Annotated in this window: 26 protein-coding genes; 16 read left to right on the top strand and 10 right to left on the bottom strand. The window is 71.6% G+C overall.

Going from position 1 to position 26,311, the window contains the following annotated elements:
- Nucleotide 1: 1 nt before the first annotated feature.
- Complete coding sequence (locus tag COUCH_RS29115; protein WP_249608406.1) at nt 2-2,299, bottom strand: glycoside hydrolase family 3 C-terminal domain-containing protein; 2,298 nt, start codon at nt 2,297-2,299, stop codon at nt 2-4.
- A 60-nt stretch (nt 2,300-2,359) separates the two neighbouring features.
- Here COUCH_RS29115 and COUCH_RS29110 point away from each other — a divergent pair, with 60 nt between their 5' ends.
- From COUCH_RS29110 to COUCH_RS29085, 6 genes are all read left to right on the top strand, one after another.
- Complete coding sequence (locus tag COUCH_RS29110; RefSeq protein ID WP_249608405.1) at nt 2,360-2,977, top strand: TetR/AcrR family transcriptional regulator; 618 nt, start codon at nt 2,360-2,362, stop codon at nt 2,975-2,977.
- Nucleotides 2,978-3,342: 365 nt separating this feature from the next.
- Nucleotides 3,343-4,341 carry a type I glyceraldehyde-3-phosphate dehydrogenase gene (gene gap / locus COUCH_RS29105; protein ID WP_249608404.1) on the top strand — a complete coding sequence of 333 codons (999 nt, stop codon included), beginning with the start codon at nt 3,343-3,345 and terminating at the stop codon, nt 4,339-4,341.
- A 6-nt stretch (nt 4,342-4,347) separates the two neighbouring features.
- Nucleotides 4,348-5,544, top strand: coding sequence for a phosphoglycerate kinase (locus tag COUCH_RS29100; RefSeq protein ID WP_249608403.1), 1,197 nt, complete (start codon nt 4,348-4,350; stop codon nt 5,542-5,544).
- 2 nt (nt 5,545-5,546) lie between these two features.
- Nucleotides 5,547-6,338, top strand: coding sequence for a triose-phosphate isomerase (gene tpiA / locus COUCH_RS29095; RefSeq protein ID WP_249608402.1), 792 nt, complete (start codon nt 5,547-5,549; stop codon nt 6,336-6,338).
- 144 nt (nt 6,339-6,482) lie between these two features.
- Complete coding sequence (secG, locus tag COUCH_RS29090) at nt 6,483-6,737, top strand: preprotein translocase subunit SecG (protein ID WP_249608401.1); 255 nt, start codon at nt 6,483-6,485, stop codon at nt 6,735-6,737.
- 223 nt (nt 6,738-6,960) lie between these two features.
- A complete protein-coding gene (locus tag COUCH_RS29085; protein ID WP_249608400.1) occupies nt 6,961-7,308 on the top strand; it encodes an RNA polymerase-binding protein RbpA in 348 nt (115 codons plus the stop codon).
- Nucleotides 7,309-7,401: 93 nt separating this feature from the next.
- Here COUCH_RS29085 and COUCH_RS29080 read toward each other — a convergent pair whose 3' ends face one another.
- Nucleotides 7,402-8,019: a GNAT family N-acetyltransferase gene (locus tag COUCH_RS29080; protein ID WP_249608399.1), complete on the bottom strand. Its 618-nt coding sequence runs from the start codon at nt 8,017-8,019 to the stop codon at nt 7,402-7,404.
- 93 nt (nt 8,020-8,112) lie between these two features.
- Nucleotides 8,113-8,547 (bottom strand): hypothetical protein, encoded by a 435-nt coding sequence (locus tag COUCH_RS38975; RefSeq protein WP_275979998.1) that lies wholly within the window; start codon nt 8,545-8,547, stop codon nt 8,113-8,115.
- A 31-nt stretch (nt 8,548-8,578) separates the two neighbouring features.
- On the opposite strand from COUCH_RS38975, the gene COUCH_RS29070 reads away from it, so the two are divergent.
- From COUCH_RS29070 to fliQ, 3 genes are all read left to right on the top strand, one after another.
- A complete protein-coding gene (locus tag COUCH_RS29070) occupies nt 8,579-9,157 on the top strand; it encodes an RNA polymerase sigma factor (protein WP_249608398.1) in 579 nt (192 codons plus the stop codon).
- A gap of 55 nt (nt 9,158-9,212) precedes the next feature.
- The gene (locus tag COUCH_RS29065; protein WP_249608397.1) at nt 9,213-9,689 is read left to right on the top strand and encodes a hypothetical protein; all 477 of its coding nucleotides are present in this window, start codon (nt 9,213-9,215) and stop codon (nt 9,687-9,689) included.
- A gap of 305 nt (nt 9,690-9,994) precedes the next feature.
- Nucleotides 9,995-10,264: a flagellar biosynthesis protein FliQ gene (fliQ, locus tag COUCH_RS29060; protein WP_249607545.1), complete on the top strand. Its 270-nt coding sequence runs from the start codon at nt 9,995-9,997 to the stop codon at nt 10,262-10,264.
- Between the two features lie 68 nt (nt 10,265-10,332).
- On the opposite strand, the gene COUCH_RS29055 is transcribed toward fliQ, so the two are convergent.
- The 6 genes from COUCH_RS29055 to tkt all read right to left on the bottom strand — a co-directional run bounded on the left by COUCH_RS29055 (nt 10,333) and on the right by tkt (nt 18,578).
- A complete protein-coding gene (locus tag COUCH_RS29055) occupies nt 10,333-11,151 on the bottom strand; it encodes a 6-phosphogluconolactonase (RefSeq protein WP_249608396.1) in 819 nt (272 codons plus the stop codon).
- 87 nt (nt 11,152-11,238) lie between these two features.
- Entirely contained in the window at nt 11,239-12,255 is a 1,017-nt protein-coding gene (locus COUCH_RS29050) for a glucose-6-phosphate dehydrogenase assembly protein OpcA (RefSeq protein WP_249608395.1), read from the bottom strand.
- Nucleotides 12,252-13,769: a glucose-6-phosphate dehydrogenase gene (gene zwf, locus COUCH_RS29045; RefSeq protein WP_346016013.1), complete on the bottom strand. Its 1,518-nt coding sequence runs from the start codon at nt 13,767-13,769 to the stop codon at nt 12,252-12,254. Before zwf ends, COUCH_RS29050 begins: the two co-directional genes overlap by 4 nt.
- Before the next feature lie 37 nt (nt 13,770-13,806).
- Nucleotides 13,807-15,204 (bottom strand): glucose-6-phosphate isomerase, encoded by a 1,398-nt coding sequence (locus COUCH_RS29040; RefSeq protein ID WP_249608393.1) that lies wholly within the window; start codon nt 15,202-15,204, stop codon nt 13,807-13,809.
- Nucleotides 15,205-15,207: 3 nt separating this feature from the next.
- Nucleotides 15,208-16,350, bottom strand: coding sequence for a transaldolase (gene tal, locus COUCH_RS29035; protein WP_249608392.1), 1,143 nt, complete (start codon nt 16,348-16,350; stop codon nt 15,208-15,210).
- A gap of 11 nt (nt 16,351-16,361) precedes the next feature.
- Nucleotides 16,362-18,578, bottom strand: a complete 2,217-nt coding sequence (tkt, locus tag COUCH_RS29030; protein WP_430641005.1) for a transketolase — start codon at nt 18,576-18,578, stop codon at nt 16,362-16,364.
- 173 nt (nt 18,579-18,751) lie between these two features.
- Here tkt and COUCH_RS29025 point away from each other — a divergent pair, with 173 nt between their 5' ends.
- Both COUCH_RS29025 and COUCH_RS29020 read left to right on the top strand, forming a co-directional pair.
- Entirely contained in the window at nt 18,752-19,714 is a 963-nt protein-coding gene (locus COUCH_RS29025; protein WP_249608391.1) for a heme o synthase, read from the top strand.
- 229 nt (nt 19,715-19,943) lie between these two features.
- Complete coding sequence (locus COUCH_RS29020) at nt 19,944-20,240, top strand: hypothetical protein (protein WP_249608390.1); 297 nt, start codon at nt 19,944-19,946, stop codon at nt 20,238-20,240.
- Nucleotides 20,241-20,786: 546 nt separating this feature from the next.
- Here COUCH_RS29020 and COUCH_RS29015 read toward each other — a convergent pair.
- The gene (locus tag COUCH_RS29015; RefSeq protein ID WP_249608389.1) at nt 20,787-21,743 is read right to left on the bottom strand and encodes a COX15/CtaA family protein; all 957 of its coding nucleotides are present in this window, start codon (nt 21,741-21,743) and stop codon (nt 20,787-20,789) included.
- A gap of 140 nt (nt 21,744-21,883) precedes the next feature.
- Here COUCH_RS29015 and COUCH_RS29010 point away from each other — a divergent pair, with 140 nt between their 5' ends.
- From COUCH_RS29010 to sufC, 5 genes are read left to right on the top strand one after another with little or no spacing between them, the layout of a single operon-like run.
- Nucleotides 21,884-22,603 (top strand): helix-turn-helix transcriptional regulator, encoded by a 720-nt coding sequence (locus COUCH_RS29010; protein ID WP_430641004.1) that lies wholly within the window; start codon nt 21,884-21,886, stop codon nt 22,601-22,603.
- A complete protein-coding gene (sufB, locus tag COUCH_RS29005; protein WP_249608388.1) occupies nt 22,600-24,021 on the top strand; it encodes a Fe-S cluster assembly protein SufB in 1,422 nt (473 codons plus the stop codon). Before COUCH_RS29010 ends, sufB begins: the two co-directional genes overlap by 4 nt.
- A gap of 52 nt (nt 24,022-24,073) precedes the next feature.
- On the top strand, nt 24,074-25,207 hold the full coding sequence (sufD, locus tag COUCH_RS29000) for a Fe-S cluster assembly protein SufD (protein ID WP_249608387.1): 1,134 nt from the start codon (nt 24,074-24,076) through the stop codon (nt 25,205-25,207).
- Nucleotides 25,208-25,209: 2 nt separating this feature from the next.
- Complete coding sequence (locus COUCH_RS28995) at nt 25,210-25,542, top strand: non-heme iron oxygenase ferredoxin subunit (protein ID WP_249608386.1); 333 nt, start codon at nt 25,210-25,212, stop codon at nt 25,540-25,542.
- Entirely contained in the window at nt 25,539-26,303 is a 765-nt protein-coding gene (gene sufC, locus COUCH_RS28990) for a Fe-S cluster assembly ATPase SufC (protein ID WP_249608385.1), read from the top strand. The genes COUCH_RS28995 and sufC overlap by 4 nt, the downstream gene beginning before the upstream one ends.
- Nucleotides 26,304-26,311 lie beyond the last annotated feature (8 nt).

Here is a 26,311-nt window from a genome sequence, read left to right as displayed (position 1 = left end):
ATCAGGAGAACCGCGCCACGGCTTCGTCGACCTGCTGTTCGGTGACCGGGGAGCCCGGGAAGCGGGACAGCCGCTGCAGCGGGATCGCGCGCATCATCTGACCGTGCTGCGGGTCGAACAGCATCCCGTGGAACATGCTGTCCGCGATGCCTTCGCGCAGCCACGGGCCGCCGGCGGGGTGGGCGAGCCATTCGTCCACCGTCGACGACGGGGTCAGCGGCGTGGTGATGTCGTCGCCGGTCAGCTCGACGGTGGTCTCGAGGCGGATGTCGCGGGAGGAGGCGCCGGCGCGGATGCCGAACGTGCCGCCCTCGACGGTCCAGCGGCGCAGCGCCGGGTGCCAGAACGCGAACGCCCGGTGCCCGAGCTCGACGGTGACCGGCTTGCTCTCGCCCGGCTCCAGGGCCACCTGGGCGAAACCGCGCAGCTCCTGCTCCGGGCGGAAGACGGTCGCCTGCGGGTCGGTCACGTACACCTGCACGGTCTCCTTGCCGGCCCGTGGGCCGGTGTTGGTCACCGTGAGCGTGACGCGCACGCTGGTGCCGTCGACGGTCGCGGTCAGATTTTCGTACGCGAATGAGGTGTACGAGAGCCCGTGGCCGAACGGGTACGCGACGGGCAGCCGGTGCGCGTCGTACCAGCGGTAGCCGATGAGCAGGCCTTCGCCGTACCGGACGTGGCCGTGCTCGCCGGGGAAGTTGCCGAGCGCGGGGTTGTCCTCGTAGCGCACCGGGATCGTCTCGGCGAGCCTGCCCGTGGGCGCCACCGTGCCGAGCAGCAGGTCCGCGGTGGCCGCACCGCCGGCCTGGCCGAGCAGCCAGCCCTCGAGGATCGCCCGGGCCCGGTCCTGCCACGGGGCGACGGTGACGGCCGAGCCGTTGGAGAGCACGACGACGACCTGCTGGTTCGCGTCGGCGACCGCGTGGAGCAGCTCGATCTGGTGGGCGGGCAGGTCCATGTGGTCGCGGTCGTAGCCCTCCGATTCGTACGCCGGGGGCAGGCCCAGGAACAGCACGGCGACGTCGGCGCCCGCGGCGGCCCGTACGGCCTCGTCGACGAGCGCGGGGTCGCCGGTCTCGGACTCGATGACGAAGCCGGGCGCGAACACGACGTCGCGCCTGCCGTCGAGCGCCGCGGTGAGCGACTCCAGCGCGGTGTCCACCCGGGTGGGGTTGACCTGCGAGGACCCGGCGCCCTGGAACCGCGGCGTACGGGCGAACTCGCCGATCACCGCGACCGTGCCGCCGGTCCCCGCGAGCGGGAGGATGCCGTCGTCGTTCTTGAGCAGCACCGCGCTGGCGGCGGCCGCCTCGCGGGCGAGCGCGTGGTGGGCGTCGGCGTCGAAGGTCTGCCCCGGAGTGAGGGCCGGCAGCGAACGGTTGAGCAGCTCGAGCAGCCGGGTGACGGCGAGGTCCACGTCCTTCTCGCTCAGGGTGCCCGCGCGGACGGCGTCGAGGATCACCCGGGTGCCGGCGCCGCCGGAGGAGGGCATCTCCAGGTCCAGGCCGGCCGCGACGGCGGCGTCGCGGCGGTTCACGGCGCCCCAGTCGGACACGACCAGGCCCTCGAAGCCCCACTCGTCACGCAGCACCTCGGTGAGCAGCCAGCGGTCCTCGCTGGCGTACGTCCCGTTGATCCGGTTGTACGAGCACATGACGGTCCACGGCTGCGCGCCGGTCACCACCCGCTCGAAGGCGGGCAGGTAGATCTCGCGCAGCGTGCGCTCGTCGACGTCGGCGGAGACCGTCATCCGGGCGGTCTCCTGGTTGTTCGCGGCGAAGTGCTTCAGCGACGTGCCGATGCCCTGGCTCTGCACGCCGGTGACCATCGCGGTGCCGAGCTCGCCGGCCAGCAGCGGGTCCTCGGAGAAGTACTCGAAGTTGCGCCCGCACAGCGGCGAGCGCTTCATGTTGATGCCCGGCCCGAGCAGCACCGCGACCTCCTCGGCGCGGCATTCCCGGCCCAGGGCCTCGCCGATGCGGGTGAGCAGGCCGGTGTCCCAGGTGGAGGCGAGCCCGGCGGCGGGCGGGAAGCAGGTCGCGGGCACGCTCTCGTTGAGCCCCACGTGGTCCGGGTCGCCGGCCTGTTTGCGCAGGCCGTGCGGGCCGTCGGTGACCATCACGGAGGGGATGCCCAGCCGCTCGACCGCCTGGGTACGCCAGAAGTCGGCACCGTCGAGCAGCGCGGCCTTCTCGTCCAGGGTGAGGCAGCCTTCAGTCCCTTTGTGGGCGGTGGCGGGGTGGTTGGACGGGCTGAGCAGGGCGGGGATGTCCAGGGGCGGCGCGGCGTCAGCGGTCATGACCGAATCGTAACAATGAAAACCTCCACGCGGAAGTTTTTGTTCGCCTACGATGGCGCGATGGCGGACGCCCCGGAGACCACCCTCGAGCCCAACCGGCGCGGCGCGTACGAGAAGGGCGTACGGCGCCGGCGCGAGATCCTCGACCGGGCCATCGAGGTCTTCGCGGAGCGCGGGGCGCAGGGCACCTCGCTGCGCGCCATCGGCGAGGCGATCGGGGTGTCCCACGCGGCCCTGAAGCACTACTTCGCCTCGCGCGAGGAGCTGCTCATCGAGGTGTACCGGGCGGCCGAGGAGCGGTCGATCATCAACGACCCGGCGCCCGACACCTCATCGGTGGTCGGGTTGATGACGCACGCCGCGCGGCGCAACCACGGCGTGCCGGGGCTGGTGCAGCTGTACTCCACGCTGGTGGCGAGCGCGCTGGAGAACGGTCACGACGAGGCCCGGACGTTCTTCTCGGCCCGCTTCGAGGGGCTGCGCCGCATCCTCGCCGCCCGGGTCCGCGAGGAGCAGGAGGCCGGCCGCATCCGGCCGGACCTGGCCCCGCGGGCGGTGGCGGCCCTGATCATCGCCGCCTCGGACGGCCTGCAGACCCAGTGGCTGCTCGATCCGGCGGTCGGCATCGAGGAGTCGTTGTCGCTGCTGGAGGACCTGCTGGAGCAGCCACGCGGCTGACCCGCGGGCGAGCCCGGAAGGGGCGAACGGCCCGGACCACGACGGGCCTTCCGGTGGGGGCCGCCGGGCCTTCCTGCTTTTGTCCGGCACGGTGTCCGTACCGAAGAATGAAGATCGTCAAAGCGGGCTGAAGTAACGATCAGGTTGCGCCCCCGCGGCACGGCCGGTCGCCGTCTCGGATAAGGTCTGGGGTGACGGCGACGGTGCCGGGCAGCACGGCCGGACGCGCCGGGGAGCGCCGCGACCAGCGCGGCGGTTCCCTAGACCGCGCGACGGCCCAGTCACAGCCGGCCTGCCTCACATGGTCGGCACGAAAACCTCCGCCGGTCGCAGATTCCGGCGGACCGAAACGAGGAGATCGACCTGTGACCATCCGGGTTGGCATCAACGGCTTCGGCCGTATCGGCCGCAACTTCTTCCGGGCGGTGGCCGCCTCCGGTGCGGACATCGAGATCGTGGGCGTGAACGACCTCACCGACAACGCCACGCTCGCGCACCTGCTCAAGTACGACAGCATCCTCGGCCGCCTGCCGCACGAGGTCAAGGCCACCGCGGACGAGATCACCGTGGCCGGCAAGACGTTCAAGGCGTTCGCCGAGCGCGACCCGCAGAACCTGCCGTGGGGCGACCTGGGCGCCGACGTCGTGATCGAGTCGACCGGCTTCTTCACCGACGCCACCAAGGCCAGGACCCACGTCGACAAGGGCGCGAAGAAGGTCATCATCTCGGCGCCGGCCAAGAACGAGGACATCACGATCGTGATGGGCGTCAACGACAACCTGTACGACGCCGCGCAGCACACGGTCATCTCGAACGCGTCCTGCACCACCAACTGCCTCGCGCCGATGGCGAAGGTGCTCAACGACACGATCGGCATCGAGCGTGGCCTGATGACCACGATCCACGCCTACACCCAGGACCAGAACCTGCAGGACGGCCCGCACAAGGACCTGCGCCGCGCCCGCGCCGCCGCCCTCAACGTGGTGCCGACCTCGACCGGCGCCGCCAAGGCCGTCAGCCTGGTGCTGCCGGAGCTCAAGGGCAAGCTGGACGGCTTCGCGATGCGCGTGCCGATCCCGACCGGCTCGGCGACCGACCTGACCTTCCAGGCCGCCAAGGAGACCTCGGTCGACGAGGTCAACGCCGCGATCAAGGCCGCCGCGGACGGCCCGCTCAAGGGCATCCTCACCTACACCGAGGACCCGATCGTGTCGGCCGACATCGTCACCGACCCGGCCTCCTGCATCTTCGACGCCGGCCTCACCAAGGTCATCGGCAACCAGGTCAAGGTCGTCGGCTGGTACGACAACGAGTGGGGCTACTCGAACCGCCTCGTCGACCTGGTCAAGCTGGTCGGGGCCTGATCTGCCTTGAAGACTCTCGACGACCTGCTCGGCGAGGGTGTCTCGGGTCGGCGCGTGCTCGTGCGCGCCGACCTGAACGTCCCGTTCGACAAGAAGGACCCGACCGTCATCAGCGACGACGGCCGCATCCGCGCGGTGCTGCCGACCCTGGTCGCGCTGCGTGACGCCGGCGCCCGCGTGATCGTGTGCTCGCACCTCGGCCGCCCCAAGGGCGCGCCGGACCCGAAGTACACGCTCGCGCCGGTCGCCACCCGCCTCGGCGAGCTGCTGGGCAACCCCGTGGTGTTCGCCTCGGACACCATCGGCGACTCCGCCTCGGCCTCGGTGGACGCGCTGCAGGACGGCCAGGTGCTGCTCCTGGAGAACCTGCGCTTCAACGAGGGTGAGACGTCGAAGGACGACGCCGTGCGCGGCGCGTTCGCCGACAAGCTGGCCGCCCTCGCGGAGTACTACGTCGACGACGCGTTCGGCGCGGTGCACCGCAAGCACGCCTCCGTGTACGACGTCCCGGCCCGGCTGCCGCACTACGCGGGCGGCCTGGTGCTGCGCGAGGTCGGCGTGCTCAAGCGCGTCACCGAGTCGCCGGAGCAGCCGTACGTGGTCGTGCTCGGCGGCTCGAAGGTCTCCGACAAGCTCGCCGTCATCCAGGCGTTGCTGCCGAAAGTCGACAAGCTGCTCGTCGGCGGCGGCATGTGCTTCACCTTCCTCAAGGCCCAGGGTCACGAGGTCGGCAAGTCGCTGCTCGAGGCCGAGATGATTGCCACGTGCGCCGATCTGCTGGCCCAGGCCGATGGCCGGATCGTGCTGCCGGTGGACGTGGTGGCGGCTTCGGCCTTCGCCGCGGACGCCGAGCACGACGTGGTGGACGTCTCGGACATCCCGGCCGACCGGCTGGGTCTGGACATCGGCCCGCAGTCCGTCGCCCTGTTCTCCGAGGCGATCTCGTCGGCGAAGACGGTGTTCTGGAACGGCCCGATGGGCGTGTTCGAGCTGGCGCCGTTCGCGGCCGGCACCCGGGGCGTGGCCGAGGCGATCACCAAGATCGACGGCTTCTCCGTGGTCGGCGGCGGTGACTCGGCCGCCGCTGTGCGCACGCTGGGCATCGACGAGTCCGGCTTCGGGCACATCTCGACCGGCGGCGGCGCGTCGCTGGAGTACCTCGAGGGCAAGACCCTCCCGGGCCTGTCCGCGCTGGAGAGCTGAACATGGCTGACGTCACCCGCCGCCCCATCATGGCCGGCAACTGGAAGATGAACCTCAACCACTTCGAGGCCATCCTCCTCGTGCAGAAGCTGGCCGCCAGCCTCACCGAGCAGCAGCTCACCGACGTCGAGGCGGTCGTGCTGCCGCCGTACACCGACCTGCGCAGCGTGCAGACGGCGATCGACGGCGACAAGGTGCAGATCAAGTACGGCGCCCAGGACCTGTCCCAGCACAAGGGCGGCGCGTACACCGGGGAGATCTCCGGCGCGATGCTCGCCAAGCTGGGCTGCTCGTACGTGGTGGTCGGGCACTCCGAGCGCCGCGAGTACCACAACGAGGACGACGCGCTGGTCAACGCCAAGGTGAAGGCGGCGCTGGCCAACGAGCTCACGCCGATCCTGTGCGTGGGCGAGGGGCTCGAGATCCGCGAGGCCGCCGGGCACGTCCCGCACTGCTGCACGCAGCTGGACGCGGCCCTCGACGGGCTCAAGGCCGAACAGGTCAAGGACATCGTCATCGCGTACGAGCCGGTCTGGGCGATCGGCACCGGCAAGACCGCGACCCCCGACGACGCGCAGGAGGTGTGCGGCGCCATCCGGGCGCGGCTCGCCGAGAAGTACGGCGCCGAGACGGCCGACGCGGTGCGCATCCAGTACGGCGGCTCCGTGAAGGCGGCGAACATCGCCGCGATCATGGCGCAGCCGGACGTCGACGGTGCGCTGATCGGCGGCGCGAGCCTGGACGCGGAGGAGTTCGCCTCCATCGTCCGGTTCCGCGAGCACGTCCAGCGGTAACCGACGTCGCGGAACCGGCCGCCCCGCGCGGTGGCCGGTTCCGCGCGCCGGTTCATTTCGGACCGCCCTGGGGCGGCCCGTTCTTCGCGCGCCCGCTATTGTGGGGTCCGCGCTGCCGTGCCCTTCGAGAGGACTGACCCCACCATGCCGATCGCGTTCGCCTACACGTTGATCGTGTTGCTGGTCATCACCAGCATCCTGCTGACGCTCCTGATCCTGCTGCACCGCGGCAAGGGCGGCGGCATGTCCAGCATGTTCGGCGGCGGCGTCACCTCCAGCCTGTCCGGCTCCTCGGTGGCCGAGAAGAACCTCGACCGCTACACCGTTCTCGTCGGCATCGTGTGGTTCGCCTGCATCGTCGGCCTCGGCCTCTGGCTGAAGCTGCAGCAGGCCGGCTGAGACACATCGTTAACGACCGGTCCCTTACCGCTCACCAGTCACCTGCCTTCAGTCAGCTGAGGGTGGCGGGTGGGTGTTTGGACCGGACTTCCTCCGGCGCCTCAGGAGTCGTAAACTCTGCCGCGCGGTCCGGTCCGTCCGGGTCGCGCGGTTCTTTTTTACCGCTCCTTTCCGCCGTTTCACCCCGGCGAAGAAACGCCTCTGAAAGACAGGAGTGACATCCGTGTCCAGTGGCAGCGCGATCCGCGGCAGCCGCGTCGGGTCCAGCCCGATGCGCCCCGACGAGCGCAGCGAACCCGCCCCGCGGCGGGAGGTGACGTACTGGTGCGCGGCCGGCCACGAGGTCGACGTCCGCTTCGCCGCCGACGTCACCCCGCCGGAGACCTGGGACTGCGTCCGCTGCGGCCAGCCGGCCGGCCTCGACCGCAGCAACCCGCCCGGCCGGTTGCGCGTGGAGCCGTACAAGTCGCATCTGGCGTACGTGAAGGAGCGGCGCTCCGACGCGGACGGGGCGGCGATCCTGGCTGAGGCCCTGGCGAAGGTCCGCCAGCGGCGGGGGCGCAGCGAGTAGCTGCGGTCCGGCTTACCGCTGGACTGCCTTACTGCTGGGCCGGCTTACTGCTGGGCCGGCTTGCCGCTGGCTGGCTGGCTTCGGCGGGGCGGCTTACAGCGGGCTGGTGTCGCGGCCGAGGAAGGTCACCGACGTCGCGTCCGGCACGGTGAGCTCGACGAAGCCCAGCCGGTCGTAGAAGGCCCGCGCCGACGTGTTCGTCGGCACCATGCCGAGGTGCACCCGCGGCACGCCGGCCGCGCGCAGCCCCGCGAGGAACGCGCCGATCAGGCCGCGCCCCCAGCCCTTGCCCTGCCACTCCGGCAGCAGGTCGATGTGCAGGTGCGCGGGGTAGTCGGCGAGCTCCGGCGAGACCATGCGCTCCGGGTGATAGTGCAGCGCGAGCATGCGGTCGTCCGGCGTCACCGGCGGGTCCTGCGGCAGCGGGTAGCGGTCGGCCGTCGCCGGCAGCCACTCGTCGCGGTAACGCTGGGCGAAGCGGGCCGTGTCCGCGGTGCCGAGCACGTAGCCGACCGCCGTGCCCGTGCCGTCGTCGAGGACGTGCGCGTGCTCCGGCTCGAGGATCACGTACGGCGCGGCGAAGATGTCGCCCATGAGGCGGTCGGACGAGTACTGCCCTCGGGCGTCTCCGCCGGCGTCCGCCGTCCGGACGCAGATGTCATAGATGGTGTCGAGGTCCTCGGGGCGGTACGCGCGGATCGCTGGCTGCACGACGCCAGTCTAGGCGGGCCTGATCTGTGACCGGCATCACTGCGGACCCGCCAACCTTCTGCCGCGCCAGGCGTCCCTCCCAGCGAGAGCACGTCACCGATCGCAGGAGGACCACCCGATGCGCCTGAGCGCCCGCGCCGCCGTCAGCACCGCCGCCGTCACCGCCGCCCTCGCGCTCGGCGGGACGTACGCCGCCACCGCGTTCGCCGACTCCGGCCCGAAGCCCGCACCCGTGCCGGCCACGTCCCCGGCCGGGTCGTCGCCGGCGGCGTCGCCCGTACCCGCGGCGTCGCCGGTGCCGTCCCCGGCCCGCCCGGAAGCGTCCCCGGCCCGGCCCGAGGCTTCCCCGGCGCGGCCCGGCGCGTCGCCGGCGCGGCCCGAGGCTTCCCCGGCGCGGCCTGAGGGGTCCCCGGCGCGGCCTGAGGCTTCCCCGGCGACCGTGCCGTCACCCGCTCGGCCGAAGGGTGCGGCACCGTCACCCTCCCGGGCGCTCCCGCCGGCGAGCCCCGCCGCGGTACCGTCACCCACCCGGACCGCCCACTGACCCGCAGGGCCCGCCATGATCCTCGCCATCCCGCTGCCGTCGCTGCTGCTGCGACGGTTGCGTGCGAGCGTGTCCACGCCCGTCCGGCAGCGGCCGGCACCCGCCGGGCCGCCGCCGATCAACGAGCTGTACCAGGCGCGGCGGCTCGGGCTGGTGCGGCTGGCGGTGCTCATGGTCGACGACCTGGCGACGGCTGAGGACATCGTGCAGGACGTGTTCGCCGCCCTGTACCGGCGGCACGGCGCTGACCTGCGTACCGTCACCGACCCGGAGGCCTACCTGACCTCCGGGGTGATGAACGCCGCCCGCTCGGCGCTGCGCCGCCGCCGGACCGCGCGGGCCTACGTGCCGCCGCCGGCGGGCACGGCCCCGGCCGCGGAGGAACAGATGCTGCTGGCCGACGGCGACCGCGAGGTGCTGGGGGCGCTGGGCGAGCTGACCGTACGGCAGCGCCAGGTGGTGGTTCTGCGCTACTGGTCGGAGCTGTCGGAGCAGGAGATCGCCGACGTTCTGCACGTGTCCCGCGGCACGGTCAAGTCGACCGCCAGCCGCGCCCTGACCATCCTCCGCGGCCTGCTGGGAGAACCCCGATGACGAACCTGAAAGCGCGGCTGCTCGGCGCCCTGCGCGGCCTGCGGGGAGAACGCCGATGACGAACCTCGAAGCGCGGCTGCGTGCGGCCCTGTCCGCCCGGGCGCTGTCCGTGACCGCGGACGACCTGCAGCCCGCCGTGCCGCCGACCGCGGCGACCGTACGCCCTCGGCGGCTGCCCGTGTCGTGGATGGGGGCGCTGGCGGGCGGCGCGGCGCTGGCCGTCGCGCTGGTGGCCGTCGTGGTGGCGGTACGCCTGCCGGGGGAGCAGCCGCAGCCGCCGGCGCCGAATCCACCGGCCGCGACCGTACCGTCGCAGTCTCCGTCGCTTTCCCCGTCGCCGTCTCCGTCGTCCTCCCCGGCGGACTCGCCGGCGCCCGGCCCGGCCCGGGGCCGTGACGGGGTGCCGAAGGGCATCCCGGAGACCCCGGGAGGGCCGAAGGCATCACCCCGGCCGCACTCGCCGACAGCGGTGAGCCCGGGAACCGGCGACGGCACGTCGATGGTCCCGAGCCCGCCGGCTTCGTTCGGCTGACGCCCGCTGGCGTCGTTCGGCTAGCGCCCGCCGGTTTCGCTCGGCTGACGTCTGCCGGCTTCGTTCGGCTGCGGCGCGCCGGCTTTCGTCCGGCGGGGGCTGGCGGCTTCGTTCCGCTGCTGCCCCGGCCTCGTCGGCCGAGGCGGGCCGACGGGAGCGTTCGGAGCGGCTGAGCCGACCCGCACCCGCCGTCCGGGAGCAGGCCGAGCGGCCGACTTGAGGGTTCCGGTGGGGTGAACCGAACGGCAACCGGGGCGCGCCTGTTCTGCGCTCGGCGGGTTCGCGGGGTGGGCGAATGGATGGGCATGACGGACACGCAGATCGTTGAGCTGGGGCTGCAGGCCATGACCATCGCGGCGAAGATGTGCGCGCCGGTGCTGGTGACCGCGTTGCTGATCGGGTTCGCGATCTCGTTGTTCCAGTCGGTGACGCAGATTCAGGAGGCGACGCTGAGCTTCGTGCCGAAGGCGGCGGCGGTGGGCGCGGCGATCCTGTTCAGCGGGAACTGGATGTTGCACGAGATGGTGACGTTCACGACGCAGCTGTTCGAGAAGATCCCGTCGCTGCTGAGCTGACCTCCGCCGGAGAGCTCGAAGGCCGCCCCTCGCGATTGCGAGAGGCGGCCTTCACCGTTTGGGGGCCTTCACCGTTTGGCGGCCGCGGCGGTGTCGAGCAGCCAGAGCGTACGGCGGGTGCCACGAGCGTGGGCCGCGGGCAGGTCCAGGTCGCCGCCCAGCGCCGCGCCCACCGATTCGGCCTTGTCCGGGCCCGCCGCGACCAGCCAGACCTCTTCCGCGGACTGGATGGCGCTCATCGTCAGCGAGATGCGGGTGGGCGGGGGCTTCGGGCTGTCGTGCACCGCCGTGGCCGCGCCGGTGGCGGTCGCGTCGGGGTGGCCGGGGAACAGCGACGCCACGTGCCCGTCCTCGCCGACGCCCAGCATGAGCACGTCGAAGTACGGCAGCCCCGCCTCGACCTCCGCCTCGGCCTGCGGGTCGTCGGCGACCGGCGCGCCGCCCGCTGCCGAGGTCGCCGCGGTGGTCGCGGGGGAGGCGTCGGTGGCCGCGGCGGCGAGGTCGCGGGCGTACCGGGCGGCGGCCGCCGGGGCGTCGTCGCCGTCGGGGCCGTCCGAGGCGGGCATCGCGTGGATGCGGGCCGGCTCCAGTGGCAGCGCGTCGAGCAGGGCCTCGCGGGCCTGGGTCTCGTTGCGGTCCGGGTCGCCGGAGGGCAGGAACCGTTCGTCACCCCACCACAGGTCGACGCGGGACCAGTCGACGGCGCCCGAGGCCGGGAGGTCCTTGACGGCGCGCAGCACCTTGGCGGCCACCCGGCCGCCGGTCAGCACCACGTCCGCGCGCCCGCGGGTCGCCTGCGCGTCGATGATTTTCACGACCAGGCGGGCCGCCACGGCCGCCGCCAGGACGTCGGCGTCGGGAACCACCACCACAACGGTCTCGCTCATCGGACCCCTCGAGTTCAGTGCTGTCACGGCTCGGGGCCGCACCGCGCCCGGCGGAACGACCCCGTTGATCTTAGAGAGGCGCGGTGCTCAGGCGGCGGACCCACCCGGGCCGGCCATCGCGCCGGACTCGTCGCCCGCGCGGGCCGCCTGGACCGGGTCCTTCCAGACGTGCACCCGCATCGGCGGCCGATTGTCGAGGTCGGGGACGCCGGCCATCGCGCCGAGCGCATCGCCGTAGATCTGGTCGGCGTCGAGGCGGCGCAGCTCCTCGGCGAGCTCGTCGCCGACCGGGCGCTTGGGCAGCGGCATGTAGCGCGGCTCCTGGCCCGTACGGCTGAACAGCGCCGTGCCCTCCTCCCGGGTGACCGTCACGCAGTCGCCGTTGGCGCACTCGAGCTGCACCGAATACATCCGCGGCGCCCGGTCGGTGTGCTGCCACACCGGCTCGATGTGCAGCCGGGACTTGAGCCAGCCGCACATCAGCGCCGCGGTCGGGTCGTTGGGGGGCGCCACGACGGTCGCGCCCGTGACCCGCTCCTCGGTGGTGTCGAACGCGCCGGCCACCAGGGTGCGCCACAGGGTGATGCGGGTCCAGGTGAGGTCGGTGTCGCCCGGCGCGTAGTCGGCCGCCCGCTGCTTGAGCGCCGCGACCGGGTCGTCGGCGAGTTTGCTGTCGGTGATCCGCCGGTCGGCCACGACGCCGAGGAAGTCGTTGGCGATGACGTCCGGCGGCGCGCCGTGCCACCACGTGACCACCGGGACGTCCGGGGCCAGCAGCGGCATGACCACCGATTCCGCGTGCAGGGCCAGCCGGCCGTACATGCGCATCACGACGGCCTCGGCCGGCCCGAGCCGGCCGCCCACGACGATCTCCGCGTCGAGCCGGCTGCGGCCCTCCAGGTCGGAGCGGACCACGATGAGCAGCCGGCACGGGTGCGCGGCGGCGGCGATGGTCGCGGCGGCCTCGGCCTCGCGGACCTTCTTCTCCTCCACCACGGCGACCAGCGTCAGGGCGAGGCCGGAAGCCACGCCGCCCGCGCTGCGCCGTTCGGCCGCGAGCGCCTTGACGACCTCGTTGCCGGTGGTGTCCCACAGACCGATCATGCTCGCCTCCAAGCACGGCCCTCGCGGGCCAGCATCTCGTCCGAGGCACGCGGGCCCCACTCGCCGGCCCGGTACGGCTCCGGCTTCGTGCCGACCCAGGCCTCCTCGAGCGGGTCGATGACGCGCCAGCTCTGCTCCACCTCGGCTGCGTCGGGGAAGAGCGTACGGTCGCCGACCAGCACGTCGAGCACGAGCCGCTCGTACGCCTCGGGGCTGGACTCGGTGAACGCCTCGCCGTACTGGAAGTCCATCGCGATGTCGCGGACCTCCATGGTGGTGCCGGGCACCTTGGAGCCGAACTTGAGCACCACGCCCTCGTCCGGCTGGACCCGGATGACCAGCTGGTTGTTGCCGAGCATCTCGACGTCGGCCGGGTCGAACGGCAGGTGCGGCGCGCGCTTGAACAGGACCGCGATCTCGGTCACCCGGCGCGGCATCCGCTTGCCGACGCGGACGAAGAACGGCACGCCGGCCCAGCGCCGGTTCTGGATGCCGAGGCGGACCGCCACGTACGTCTCCGTGGTGGAGTCCTCCGGCACCCCCTTCTCCTCCAGGTAGCCGACCGCCCGTTCGCCGGCGACCCAGCCGGGAAGGTACTGCCCGCGGACCGAGCCCTCGTCGATGTTCTCCGGCAGGCTGATGGCCTTGAGCACCTTCAGCTTCTCGGCGCGGATCTCGTTGGGGTCGAAGCTCGTCGGCTCCTCCATGCCCACCAGCGCGAGCAGTTGCAGCAGGTGGTTCTGCAGCACGTCGCGGGCGGCGCCGGCGGAGTCGTAGAACGCGGCGCGGGTGCCGATGCCGACGTCCTCGGCCATCGTGATCTGCACCGAGTCGACGTACTTGGAATTCCACACCGGCTCGAACAGGCTGTTGGCGAAGCGGAGCGCCAGGATGTTCTGGACGGTCTCCTTGCCGAGGTAGTGGTCGATGCGGAAGACGTCCTCGGGCGTGAACACCTCGTCGACCAGGTGGTTGAGCGCCATGGCCGTCTTCAGGTCGTTGCCGAACGGCTTCTCCACCACGACCCGGCGCCAGCCGCCGGACTTGGCGTTGTCGGCCATCCCGGTGCGGTTGAGCTGGTTGAGCACGACCGGGAACGCGGCCGGCGGGATCGAGAAGTAGAAGGCGGCGTTGCCGGCGATGCCGTTGCGCTCGCGCAGCTCGTCCAGGGTGCTCGCCAGGCTGTCGAATGCGGCGTCGTCGTCGAACGAGCCGGGAACGAACTGGAACTGGCTCGCGAGCCGCTGCCAGACGTCCTCGCGCCACGGCGTCCGGGCGCCCTTCTTCGCCGCCTCGTATGCCAGCGACTCGAAGTCGCCGTCACCCCAGTCGCGCCGGGCGAAGCCCAGGACCACGAAGCCGGGCGGCAGCAGACCCCGGTTGGCCAGGTCGTAGACGGCCGGGATCAGTTTCTTTCGGGACAGGTCACCCGTGACACCGAAGATCACCAGAGCGCAGGGCTCCGGGATCCTGGGCAGCCGTCGGTCCTGTGCTGTGCGCAGCGGATTACCCACGTTTGCCATCCTGCCAGCTTTTCATCCTCCCGCAGGGTTACCCACAGGCTCGGGCCTGCAACATCCCGGCGGCGGCGAGCAGCTGCCGGACGCCGCGCCGCCGGTCGGTGAGGTGCAGCCGCAGCAGCGGCCGCCCGCGGCGGGTCAGGGCCTGCCGCGCGGCCGCGGCGCGGCGCGAGCGGGAACCGCCCAGCGTGTACGCCCGGCCCGGCACGTCCACGTCCTCCGGATCGGCACCCGTGATCTGCAGGAACGAGCCGTTGCGCAGGTCACCGACGTGACCGGGGTCCCGGTCCAGCGTGACCGGGCGGCCGGTGGCGGCGGCGAGCAGCGGGCGCAGGGCGGCCACCTCGGCGTCGGTCACCGGGTCGAGGACGGCCACCACGGACAGATGATCGTGGATGTCGGACCCGAACTCGCGCAGGAGGGTGCTCAGATCGGTGCGGGGCCGAGTGGTGAAGATCTCCACGGCACCGTCGGTCCAGGACGGTGCTTCCCCGTCCACCGCGGCGTTCCCCGGTGGCGGGGGCGGTTCCGCGCCGCGCAGCCGGCCGGCGATCGCCGCGGCCCAGCGCCACGCCGCGAACTGGGCGCCCAGCGGCCCGTTCACCGCCACGTCGGGGCGCGCGCCGCCGCCCGGGACCGAACCCGCGCGCAGGCTGCCGCCGTACGAGACGGTGAGCACGTCCTCGCCGCGCACGCCGGGGCTGTCCGGTGCCTCGGCCACGACGGGCACCAGGCCGGCGGCGGTCAGCAGGGGAGCGGCCCATTCGCCCAGCCCTTCCAGGCCGGAACCGTCGGCCACCAGGGCGACCGCGTCGGCGCCGGCCAGGGCGAGGCCCAGGGCGAGCGCGGGATTGTCGCCCGTCGCGGCCCGCACCGACGGCGCGAACGCCGCGGACTGGCCGGTCAGCTCGCCCGCGTCGATGCCGGCGAGCGTGGCGGCGACGAGTGTCTCCTGGCCGGGCGCCTCGAGCAGCGCATCGGAGCCGCCCAGCGGCAGCAGGTGGCGGGCCGTCTCCGCCTCGGTCAGGCCGAGGTCGAGATAGGCCCGGTGCAGCACCCGGTGCAGATCGCCGGCGTCCTCGGCGAACACCGTCACGCTGCGGCACATCAGGTCGCGGTCCCGCGTCAGGCCGAGCACCTGCCGCGGGTCCGGGTCGTCGAGCACGGTCAGCCGGCGGCCGAGCGTACGGGCGATCGCCTCCGCCGCGCGCCCCGGGCCGGCGAGCACGACGTGATCGAGGTCGCCCAGCTCCTCATGCAGCTCGGCGAGCTGGGGCAGCAGGGCGGGGTCCAGCGCGAGGGGATCAGGACCGGCGTCGAGGCCGGCCAGACGCGCGTCGACCCGCCCGTGGCGGGAGGCGGTGGCCGGGGCGCCGAAAACGGCGAGTCCGGCGGCCGCCTCCACGGCCGCGAGCGGGTCGATCGTCACGCGTTACCCTTTGGCGGCGTCGCTCGGGCTGCCCGAGCCCTTCGCGGCCGCGGAGAGGGACTTCTTGACGTCCTCGAGCAGCTCGGCCCAGCTGGCCTCGAACTTCTCGACGCCCTCCTCCTCCAGGACCCGGAACACGTCGTCGAGGTCCACGCCGGCCGCGGCGACGTCGTCCATCACCTTCTGGGCGTCCGCGTACGAGCCGGTCACCGTGTCGCCCCGGGTCTCGCCGTGGTCCTCGTACGCCTTGATCACCGACTCCGGCATGGTGTTGACCGTGCCGGGCGCGATGAGCTCCTCGACGTAGATGGTGTCCTTGTAGTCGGGGTTCTTCGTGCCGGTGGACGCCCACAGCGGCCGCTGCGGCAGGGCGCCCGCGTCGGCCAGGGCCTTCCAGCGGTCCGAGCCGAACACCTCGGCGTACGCCTGGTAGGCGAGCTGCGCGTTGGCGACCGCGGCCTTGCCCCGCAGCGCCTTGGCCTCGTCGCTGCCGATCTTGTCGAGCCGCTTGTCGATCTCGGTGTCCACCCGGGACACGAAGAACGAGGCGACCGAGCCCATCTTGCTGAGGTCGTGGCCGTTCGCCTTGGCCTGCTCCATGCCGTCGAGGAACGCGTTCATGACGGCCTTGTAGCGCTCCAGCGAGAAGATCAGCGTCACGTTCACGCTGATGCCCGCGGCCAGGGTCGCCGTGATCGCCGGCAGGCCCGCCTGGGTCGCCGGGATCTTGATGAACAGGTTCGGGCGGTCGACGAGCCACCACAGCGTCTTCGCCTCGGACGCCGTCTTCTCGGTCAGGTGGGCGCTGCGCGGGTCCACCTCGATGGACACCCGGCCGTCCACGCCGTTCGACGCGTCGTACGCCGGCTTCATGACGTCACACGCCCAGCGCACGTCGAACGAGGTCAGCAGCCGCACCGCCTCCTCGACGGTGACGCCCTGCGCGGCCAGGTCCTTGAGCTGGTCGTCGTACGCGTCGGCGTCGGCGAGCGCCTTGGCGAAGATCGTCGGGTTCGTCGTCACGCCGACCACGTGCTGCTCGCGGCGCATCTTGTCCAGCGAGCCGCTCTGCAGCCGGACACGGGAGAGATCGTCGAGCCATACCGCCACACCTGCGGCGGACAGCTCAGCCAGTCTGTCGGTCATTGGGGCCTCCCTCAGTTTCCGGTCGTGTGACCGGTGATTTCGCCGACCTTGGCGAGGGCGGCGTTGGCCTTGGCCACCACGTTGTCCGCGGTGAAGCCGAACTGCTCGAACAGGATCTTCGCGGGGGCGCTGGCGCCGTAGTGCTCGATGCTGACGGCCTCGCCGGCGTCGCCGATCAGCCGGTCCCAGCTCATCCGGATGCCGGCCTCGACCGACACGCGGGCCTTGACGCCGCGCGGCAGGACCTTCTGCTGGTACGCCGTGTCCTGCTCGAAGAACCACTCCTGGCACGGCATCGACACGACCCGGGTCGGGGTGCCCTCGGCCTCGAGGCGCTCCTGCGCGGTGAGGCAGATCGACACCTCGGAGCCGGTGCCCATGAGGATCACCTTCGGGTCGCCGTTCGACGCCTCGGAGAGGATGTAGCCGCCCTTGAGGACGCCCTCGGCCGACGCGTACTTGCCGCGGTCGATGGTCGGGAGGTTCTGCCGGGACAGCGCGAGCGCGGTCGGCCGGTCGGTGTGCTCCAGCGCGCCACGCCACGCCCACGCCGTCTCGTTGGCGTCGGCCGGGCGGACCACGTCGAGCCCGACGATGGCGCGCAGCGCGGTCAGCGTCTCGATCGGCTGGTGCGTCGGGCCGTCCTCGCCCAGGCCGATCGAGTCGTGCGTCCACACGTACGTGACCGGCAGCTTCATCAGCGCCGACAGCCGCACGGCGCCGCGCATGTAGTCGCTGAACACGAGGAACGTGCCGCCGTACGGGCGGGTGAGGCCGTTCGCCGCGATGCCGTTGAGGATCGAGCCCATGCCGTGCTCGCGGATGCCGAAGTGCAGGGTACGGCCGTACTCATGGCCCGGGAACGCCTTGGTGGCGTACTCGGCCGGGATGAACGACGGCTCGCCCTTCATGGTGGTGTTGTTGCTCTCGGCGAGGTCGGCGGAGCCGCCCCACAGCTCGGGCAGCACCGGCGCGAGCGCGTCGAGCACCTTGCCGGACGCGGCGCGGGTGGCGACGCCCTTCTCGTCCGCGGGGAATTCCGGCAGCGCGGAGGTCCAGCCCTCGGGCAGCGAGCGGGTCGACAGCCGGTCGAAGAGCTTCTTGCCCTCGGCGTTGCCGGCGGCCCAGGACTCGAACGCCTTGTCCCACGCGGCGTGCGCCTCGCGGCCCCGGGTGGAGACCTGCCGGGTGTGCTCGAGCACCTCGGGGGCGACGTCGAACGACTTGGCCGGGTCGAAGCCGAGGATCTCCTTGGTGGCCTTCACCTCGTCGGCGCCGAGGGCGGAGCCGTGGATCTTGCCGGTGTTCTGCTTGTTGGGCGCCGGCCAGCCGATGATGGTGCGCAGCACGATGAACGACGGCTTGTCGGTGACCGCCTTGGCCTCCTGGATCGCCGCCCAGAGTGCCTCGACGTCCTCGTGGTAGTCGCCCTTCTCCGGGTCGCCCTGACGCCAGTCGACCGTCTGCACGTGCCAGCCGTACGCCGCGTACCGCGCGCCGACGTCCTCGTTCTTGGCGATCCGGGTGTCGTCCTCGATGGAGATCTCGTTGTCGTCGTAGATCAGCGTGAGGTTGCCGAGCTTCTGCACGGCCGCGACGGCGCTGGACTCGTGGCTGACGCCCTCCTCGATGTCACCGTCGGAGCAGAGCGCGTACACGTGGTGGTCGAAGACCGAGGCGCCGTCGGCGGCGTCCGGGTCGAGCAGGCCGCGCTCGCGGCGGGCGGCCATCGCCATGCCGACCGCGTTGCCGATGCCCTGTCCCAGCGGCCCGGTCGTGACCTCGACGCCGGGGGTGTGCCCGTACTCGGGGTGGCCCGGGGTGAGCGAGCCCCACTGCCGCAGCGCGGCCAGGTCGTCCAGCTCCAGGCCGAAACCGGCGAGGTACAGCTGGATGTAGAGGGTGAGGCTGGAGTGGCCGCAGGAGAGCACGAAACGGTCCCGGCCCGCCCACAGCGGGTCCGTCGGGTCGTGCCGCATCACCTTGTTGAACAGCAGGTAGGCGGCGGGCGCCAGGCTCATGGCGGTGCCGGGGTGGCCGTTACCGGCCTTCTCGACGGCGTCCATGGCCAGTACCCGGACCGTGTCGACCGCCCGGCGGTCGAGGTCGGACCAATTGAGATCGTCTTTGGCAGCCACGTCGATTGTGCTCCTCGGGCATGATGTGTGAACCCTTTTGTGCTTGACCCTATCCAGTCCCCGTAAACCCTCGCCCTGGGAACCGCGCAGGCCCATACGCTGAGAGCGGACAGGCAGGGGGTGCCGGTTGTGACGCCGTGCACCCGCGACGGGTCGACCGAGCACGGCCCCGGGCTGCGCGTAGGCTGTCCGAACGTGCCCGCCGGTCCGCACCCGGCAACGGCTCGTAATACGCCCGCGCCGATGCCGGAAGGTGGCTGTCCGTGAGCATGATCACCGAGCGTCCTGTGCAGGGGCGGTCGCCGGGACTCCGGGCGGCGACTCCGCGGACGGAGGCCGGCCCCGTGCCGAGCCGTGACGTCCGCGCCGTGCTGAGGGCGTACGTGTCGCTCACCAAGCCGCAGATCGTCGAGCTCCTGCTGGTCACCACCATCCCGGCGATGATGTTCGCCGCCGGCGGATGGCCCGATCTGGGCCTCATGGCGGTCGTGCTGGTCGGCGGTTCGCTCGCCGCCGGCGCGGCGAGCGCGCTGAACTGCTACATCGATCGCGACATCGACCAGCTCATGCGCCGCACCAAGCGCCGCCCGCTGGCCACGCACAGCCTCACGCCGCGCTCCGTGCTCGTCTTCGGGCTGAGTCTCGCGATGGTGTCGCTGGTGCTGATGGCGGCCTTCACCAACTGGCTCGCGACGGCGCTGACCGCGGCGGCGATCGTCTATTACGACGTCGTCTACACGCTGTGGCTCAAGCGGCGCACCCCGCAGAACACCTTCTGGGGCGGCATCTGCGGCGCGGCGCCCGTCCTCATCGCGTGGGCGGCGGTCACCGGCACGGTCGGAGCGATCGGATGGGCGCTTTTTGCGGTTGTCTTCTTTTGGCAGATGCCGCACTTCTATCCGCTCGCCATCAAATACAAGGACGACTACGCCCGCGCGGGCATTCCGATGCTCCCCGTGGTCCGCTCGGCGCGCCGGGTCGACACCGAGATCCTGCTCTTCACGGTGCTCACGGTCGTATCGTCGCTGGCCGCGTGGCCGCTGGGCATGGGGCCGATCTACGGCGTGACGGCGCTCGTCTCCGGGGCGCTGTTCCTCGCCGAGGCGATCCGCATGGTCACCCGCTCGCGTCGCGGGGAGCCGCGCAAGGCGATGCGCCTGTTCCACTGGTCGATCACGTACCTGACGATCCTGTTCATCGCCGTCGCGGTCGACGCGCTCATCTGAGACCGCTGCGGTGGGTCACGCCGCCGGAAACCCGCGAGTCGTCATGCCCGTTTCGCCCGCTCTATCGGTGACTCTCGGTCACTCAATCGATGGACAGCGTAGCCGCGGATAATTCGGACAATATCGGGGCATACCAATAGCCCTGACGGCTAAACCCGCAGGTAATTGGCATCACAAAACCCGCCCGTCATTACTTGCCCGCGGCGAAAGTCTGCCTAGGCTGCGACTCATGGCAGAAGGTTCCGATACGACACTGACCGCGGGGATCAAGTCCTTCGCCGTCGGCCACGGCGGCGCGAAGGCGGTCATCGAGTACGTCGGTAAGCGTGGCGCGCGCATCGTCCTGGTGGGCGAGGACGGCGAGTGGACCGACCAGTTCGCCGCGGCCGGCACGGACGTGGCCCGCAAGGCCTGCGAGACAGCGGGCGTGCAGGTGGAGAACGAGTGGGAGCGCGAGCTCATGGAGCAGATGCGCCCCAGCAACGACCTCTGGCGATCGATGGCGCGCCGCAGCATGGCGCGGTAAGCACATACAGACCTTTGTCGGCGCGGCCCGGAGCTTCTCCGGGCCGCTTTCGCATACAGCGGCCGCAACAGCAAGATCAAGACCGTCATGTCGTAGCTCGGCGGGTGGTGCTGACCGTCGCTCCCGCCGAGGCCGGGCCCGCGGGCCCAGTCGCCTGGCGGCTCCTGAACGGCCCCGCGCACCCTTCGACCTGAGTGAGTGGCTGGGCTCAACCCGGTGAACCCGCGGCGGCATCGCACACGATGGCTGCCATGGACGGCTGGGACATCAATCAGGAAGTCCGCCGGGCCGACGGTGACCTGCTCGGGGTCGAGGCGCTGATCCGGCCCCGCCCGGAAGCCCGTTTCGCTGCGATCGACACCCCGTCGCTGCCCCTGCCGGCCTGCCTGACCCCTGCCGATGAGCCGGCAGCGCTCGACCTCGTCGACAAACCATCGCCGATCGGATCGTGGCCGAGGCCAGGGCGCTGCCGGCTCTGGAGCCGAGGCCCGGGCGCTGCCGGCCCTGCAGCCCTGGGCGTCGCGCTGAGCGGGAGAAGCTCGCGGGTCAGGCGACCGGCGCGGGGGATTGCGAGAGCGCGTCGGTGGCAGACCCGGTCTGCGGGCCGGGCGCGGACTGCGCCGGGGCCGGGCGGTCGCGCAGGCGCCACAGGACGTTCAGCGCGGCCACCCAGACCAGGCAGGCGCCGAGCATGTGGGCGCCCACCAGGAGCACCGGCAGGTGCGTGAAGTACTGGACGAAGCCGATCAGCCCCTGGGTCAGCTCGACGGCCACGAACAGGGCGGCGGCTCGGACCGCCGCGGGCGGCGCGTTCACCGCGCGCAGGGCGAACCAGAGCGCCACCGAGAGGCCGATCAGCAGGAAGACCAGGTCCGCGTGGGCCTGCGAGATCTCGGCGGGGTCCAGGCCGGTGCGCTTGGCGTCCTCGTCGCCCGCGTGCGGGCCGCTGCCGGTGACGATCACGCCCACCACGATCACCGCGGCGCTGACCAGCGTCGTCAGCCCGGCGAGGTGACGCAGTGGCCGGGCGACCAGCGGGCGGGTGGGCGCGTCGCCCTCCTTCGTCCGCTGCCAGAGCGCCCACGTGACGGCGATGAGCGCCATGGAGAGCAGGAAGTGCAGCCCGACCACCCACGGGTTGAGGTCCGTCAGCACCGTGATGCCGCCGATCACGCCCTGCCCCGGGATGCCGAGCCCGGCGGCCAGCGACAGCAGGACCAGCGACCGGCGGCGCGGCTTGTCCAGCAGGGCCGCCACCAAGGTCGCGAGCGCGATCAGGCCGAGGGCGATGCCGAGCAGCCGGTTGCCGAACTCGATCACGCCGTGGACGCCCATCTCCTGGGTCGTCGTGTACGACTGGTCGGTGCACCGGGGCCACGTCGGGCACCCCAGGCCGGAGCCGGTCAGGCGGACCGCCGCGCCGGTCACGACCAGGCCGACGTTGGCGATCAGCGAGGCGAGGGCCAGGGGTCGCACCAGGGTGGGCTTGCTCACCTCGGTCATCGTACGCTCGGATTGGATCTTGGATCCGGACGCCTCCACGCGGTGGTGTCCTGGATCACCGGGGGGCCGGTTTGCAGGGCCGGAACGAAATACGTAACGTTGGCGTAGTGAAAAACGAGGTGCTGGCGAGGAGCAGTCAGGTGGCCGGGGCGGCCACCGGGACGCGCGCCGCCACCTCGGCCTCCGACGGGCGCACCCGTGACCGCGTCGCCCAGCTCCTGCTCGAGCGTGGCGCCGCCACCGCCGCCGAGCTCGGCGCCCAGCTGGGGCTCAGCCCCGCCGCGATCCGCAAGCACCTGGACGCGATGCTCGCCGACCGGCTCGTCGAGGTCCGCGAGACCCCCCGGCGCGGCCCGCGCGGCCGCGGCCGGCCCGCCAAGGCGTTCGTGCTCACCGCCGCGGCCCGCGAGAGCTTCCCGCACTTCTACGACGGCATCGCCACCGCCGCCCTGCGCTGGATCGCCGAGCACGGCGGACCGCAGGCCGTCGACGCCTTCGCCACCGCCCAGGTGACCGCGCTGGAGGAGCGCTGCCGCGCCGCTCTGCTCGAGGCCGGCGACGACCCGGTGGCCCGGGCGGAGGCGCTCGCCGAGGCCCTGACCGCCGAGGGCTACGCTGCCAACGCGACCGCGATCGCGTCCGGCGGGCAGCTGTGCCAGCACCACTGCCCGGTGGCTCACGTGGCCGCCGAGTTCCCCCAGCTGTGCGACGCCGAGACCGCGGTCATCTCGCGGCTCGTCGGCACCCACGTGCAGCGCCTCGCCACCATCGCGCACGGCGACGGGGTGTGCACCACGCACATCCCCGCCCCGCAGTGCGTCCCGCTAGAGATCCACACCACGGTTAGGACGGATACATGACCGACCAGATCGTCACTCAGGAAGAGCACCTGGCCGCTCTTGGCAAGTACGAGTACGGCTGGGCCGACGCCGACGTCGCGGGCTCGACCGCCCAGCGCGGTCTGTCCGAGGCCGTGGTGCGTGACATCTCCGCCAAGAAGAACGAGCCGCAGTGGATGCTCGATCTGCGCCTCAAGGGCCTGCGCCTGTTCGACCGCAAGCCCATGCCGAACTGGGGCGCCGACCTCACCGGCATCGACTTCCAGAACATCAAGTACTTCGTGCGCTCCACCGAGAAGCAGGCCGCCAGCTGGGAGGACCTGCCCGAGGACATCAAGGCGACGTACGACCGGCTGGGCATCCCCGAGGCGGAGAAGCAGCGCCTCGTCGCCGGCGTCGCGGCGCAGTACGAGTCCGAGGTCGTGTACCACAAGATCCGTGAGGACCTCGAGGAGCAGGGCGTCGTCTTCCTCGACACCGACACCGCCCTCAAGGAGCACGAGGACATCTTCAAGGAGTACTTCGGCACGGTGATCCCGGTCGGCGACAACAAGTTCGCCGCGCTGAACACCTCCGTGTGGTCCGGCGGCTCGTTCATCTACGTGCCGAAGGGCGTGCACGTGGAGATCCCGCTGCAGGCGTACTTCCGGATCAACACCGAGAACATGGGCCAGTTCGAGCGGACCCTGATCATCGTCGACGAGGGCGCGTACGTGCACTACGTCGAGGGTTGCACCGCGCCGATCTACTCGTCCGACTCGCTGCACAGCGCGGTCGTCGAGATCATCGTCAAGAAGAACGCCCGCTGCCGGTACACGACCATCCAGAACTGGTCGAACAACGTCTACAACCTGGTCACCAAGCGCGCCACCTGCGAGGAGGGCGCGACCATGGAGTGGATCGACGGCAACATCGGCTCCAAGGTGACGATGAAGTACCCGGCCGTCTACATGACCGGCCCGCACGCCAAGGGCGAGGTGCTCTCCGTCGCGATGGCCGGCGAGGGCCAGCACCAGGACGCCGGCGCCAAGATGGTGCACGCGGCGCCGTACACGTCGAGCACGATCGTCAGCAAGTCGATCGCGCGCGGCGGCGGCCGGACCTCGTACCGGGGCCTGGTGCAGGTGCTGGACGGCTCGCACCACAGCGCCAGCACGGTCAAGTGCGACGCGCTGCTGGTCGACACGATCTCGCGCTCGGACACGTACCCGTACGTCGACATCCGCGAGGACGACGTCAACATGGGCCACGAGGCGACCGTCTCCAAGGTCAGCGAGGACCAGCTCTTCTACCTGATGAGCCGCGGCCTGACCGAGGACGAGGCGATGGCGATGATCGTGCGCGGCTTCATCGAGCCCATCGCCAAGGAGCTCCCGATGGAGTACGCCCTCGAGCTGAACCGCCTCATCGAGCTCCAGATGGAAGGCGCTGTCGGCTGACGGCCGGCGCCATCCACTCCAGGCCTACGCAACGACTGAGAACAAGGACGAGATGACTACCGAGGCCATGGCACCGCCGAGCACCAAGTCGCAGGTGCTGCGTTCCTTCGACGTGACCGACTTCCCGGCCGTGAACGGCCTGGAGGAGGAGTGGCGCTTCACCCCGATCAAGCGGCTCGGGTCGCTGATCACGGCGACCGTGCTCACCGGCGCCGCGCCCGGCTACGCCCCCGGCGACCTGCCGGCCGGCATCTCGGTGACCCAGGTCGACGCGGGCAAGGCGGAGCCGGTGCTGACCCCGTTCGACCGGATCAGCGCGCTGGCGTACGGGTCCGCGGCCGGGGTCACGCTCATCGACGTCGCGCCGGAGACGGTCTCGGAGACCGCGGCCGTCATCCGGGTCGTCGGTCAGGGCAGCGAGGCCGCCGCGGCGCGCACGTACGTCCGGGTCGGCAACTTCGCCAAGGTCACGATCGTGCTGGAGCAGACCGGCACGGCCACCCTCGCCGACAACATCGAGGTCGTCCTCGGCGACAGCGCCCAGCTCACCTTCGTCACACTCGCCGAGTGGGACGCGGGCTCGGTGCAGGCCCAGCACGTCAAGTTCAAGGTCGGCAAGGACTCGCGGGTCCAGCACGTGCAGGTCGCCCTCGGCGGTGACGTGGTCCGGCAGTTCACCAGCGTCGAGTACGCGGGCCGTGGCGGCGACGCCGAGCTCTGGGGCCTGTACTTCGCCGACGCCGGCCAGCACCTCGAGCACCGTCAGTTCGTCGACCACGGCGTGCCGGACTGCCGCAGCTACGTCGGCTACCGCGGCGCGCTGCAGGGCGCGTCGGCGCACACCGTGTGGGTCGGCGACGTGCTGATCCGCGCGGAGGCGACCGGCACGGAGACGTACGAGATCAACCGCAACCTGGTGCTCACCGACGGCGCCCGGGCCGACTCGGTGCCCAACCTGGAGATCGAGACCGGCGAGGTCGCCGGCGCGGGCCACGCCAGCGCCACCGGCCGCTTCGACGACGAGCAGCTGTTCTACCTGATGGCCCGTGGCATCCCCGAGTTCGAGGCCCGCAAGCTCGTGGTCCGCGGCTTCTTCGCCGAGCTGATCCACAAGGTCCCGGTCGAGGAGCTGCGCGAGCGCCTGGGCGACGCCATCGAGGCCCGGCTGGCGAAGGCGGGGGCCTGACCATGGGCTTCGAGCTTGTCGGCCCCGCGGCCGACGTGGCGAAGGGCACCGTGATCTCGGTGGAGGTCGACGGGATCGACGTCGCGGTCGTGCACGCGGACGACGACAACTACTACGCCGTGCGTGACGAGTGCAGCCACGCGTCGGTCGCGCTCTCCGAGGGCGAGGTCGACGGCTGCACGCTCGAGTGCTGGCTGCACGGTTCCCGCTTCGACCTGCGTACCGGTGAGCCGACCGGCCTGCCCGCCACCGAGCCGGTGGCGACCTTCGCCGTCGAGATCCGCGACGGCGACATCTACGTTTCGACGACACCGAGTAATGGAGTAGAGCCGTGAGCACCCTGGAGATCCGCGACCTGCAGGTGTCGGTCAAGCTGCCCGATGGCGAGCTGAAGCCGATCCTGGCGGGGGTCGACCTCACCGTCCGAGCGGGCGAGACCCACGCCATCATGGGCCCCAACGGCTCCGGCAAGTCCACGCTGGCGTACTCCATCGCGGGCCACCCGAAGTACGAGATCACCGGCGGCCAGGTCCTCCTGGACGGCGAGGACGTCCTCGCGATGAGCGTCGACGAGCGCGCCCGCGCCGGCCTGTTCCTCGCCATGCAGTACCCGGTCGAGGTCCCCGGCGTGTCCGTGGCCAACTTCCTGCGCACGGCGAAGACCGCGATCGACGGCGAGGCGCCGAAGCTGCGCACCTGGGCCGGCGAGCTGCGCGGCGCCATGGAGAAGCTGCAGATGGACCCGGCGTTCGCCCAGCGCAACGTGAACGAGGGCTTCTCCGGCGGTGAGAAGAAGCGCCACGAGATCATGCAGCTGGAGCTGCTCAAGCCGAAGGTCGCGATCCTCGACGAGACCGACTCCGGCCTCGACATCGACGCGCTGCGCATCGTCAGCGAGGGCGTCAACCGGGTCCGCGCGACCGGCGACACCGGCCTGCTGCTGATCACGCACTACACCCGGATCCTGCGCTACATCAAGCCGGACTTCGTGCACGTCTTCGTGGCCGGCAAGATCGTTCAGGAGGGTGGCCCGGAGCTCGCCGAGCAGCTCGAGGCCGAGGGCTACGAGCGGTACGTGGCCGGCGCGCGGGCCTGATCCCTTCT

It is taken from the genome of Couchioplanes caeruleus (genome assembly GCF_023499255.1).
GTDB lineage: Bacteria > Actinomycetota > Actinomycetes > Mycobacteriales > Micromonosporaceae > Actinoplanes > Actinoplanes caeruleus_A.
Note: the sequence above shows the minus strand (reverse complement) of the source record. Positions and strands in the feature narration are given on the sequence as shown.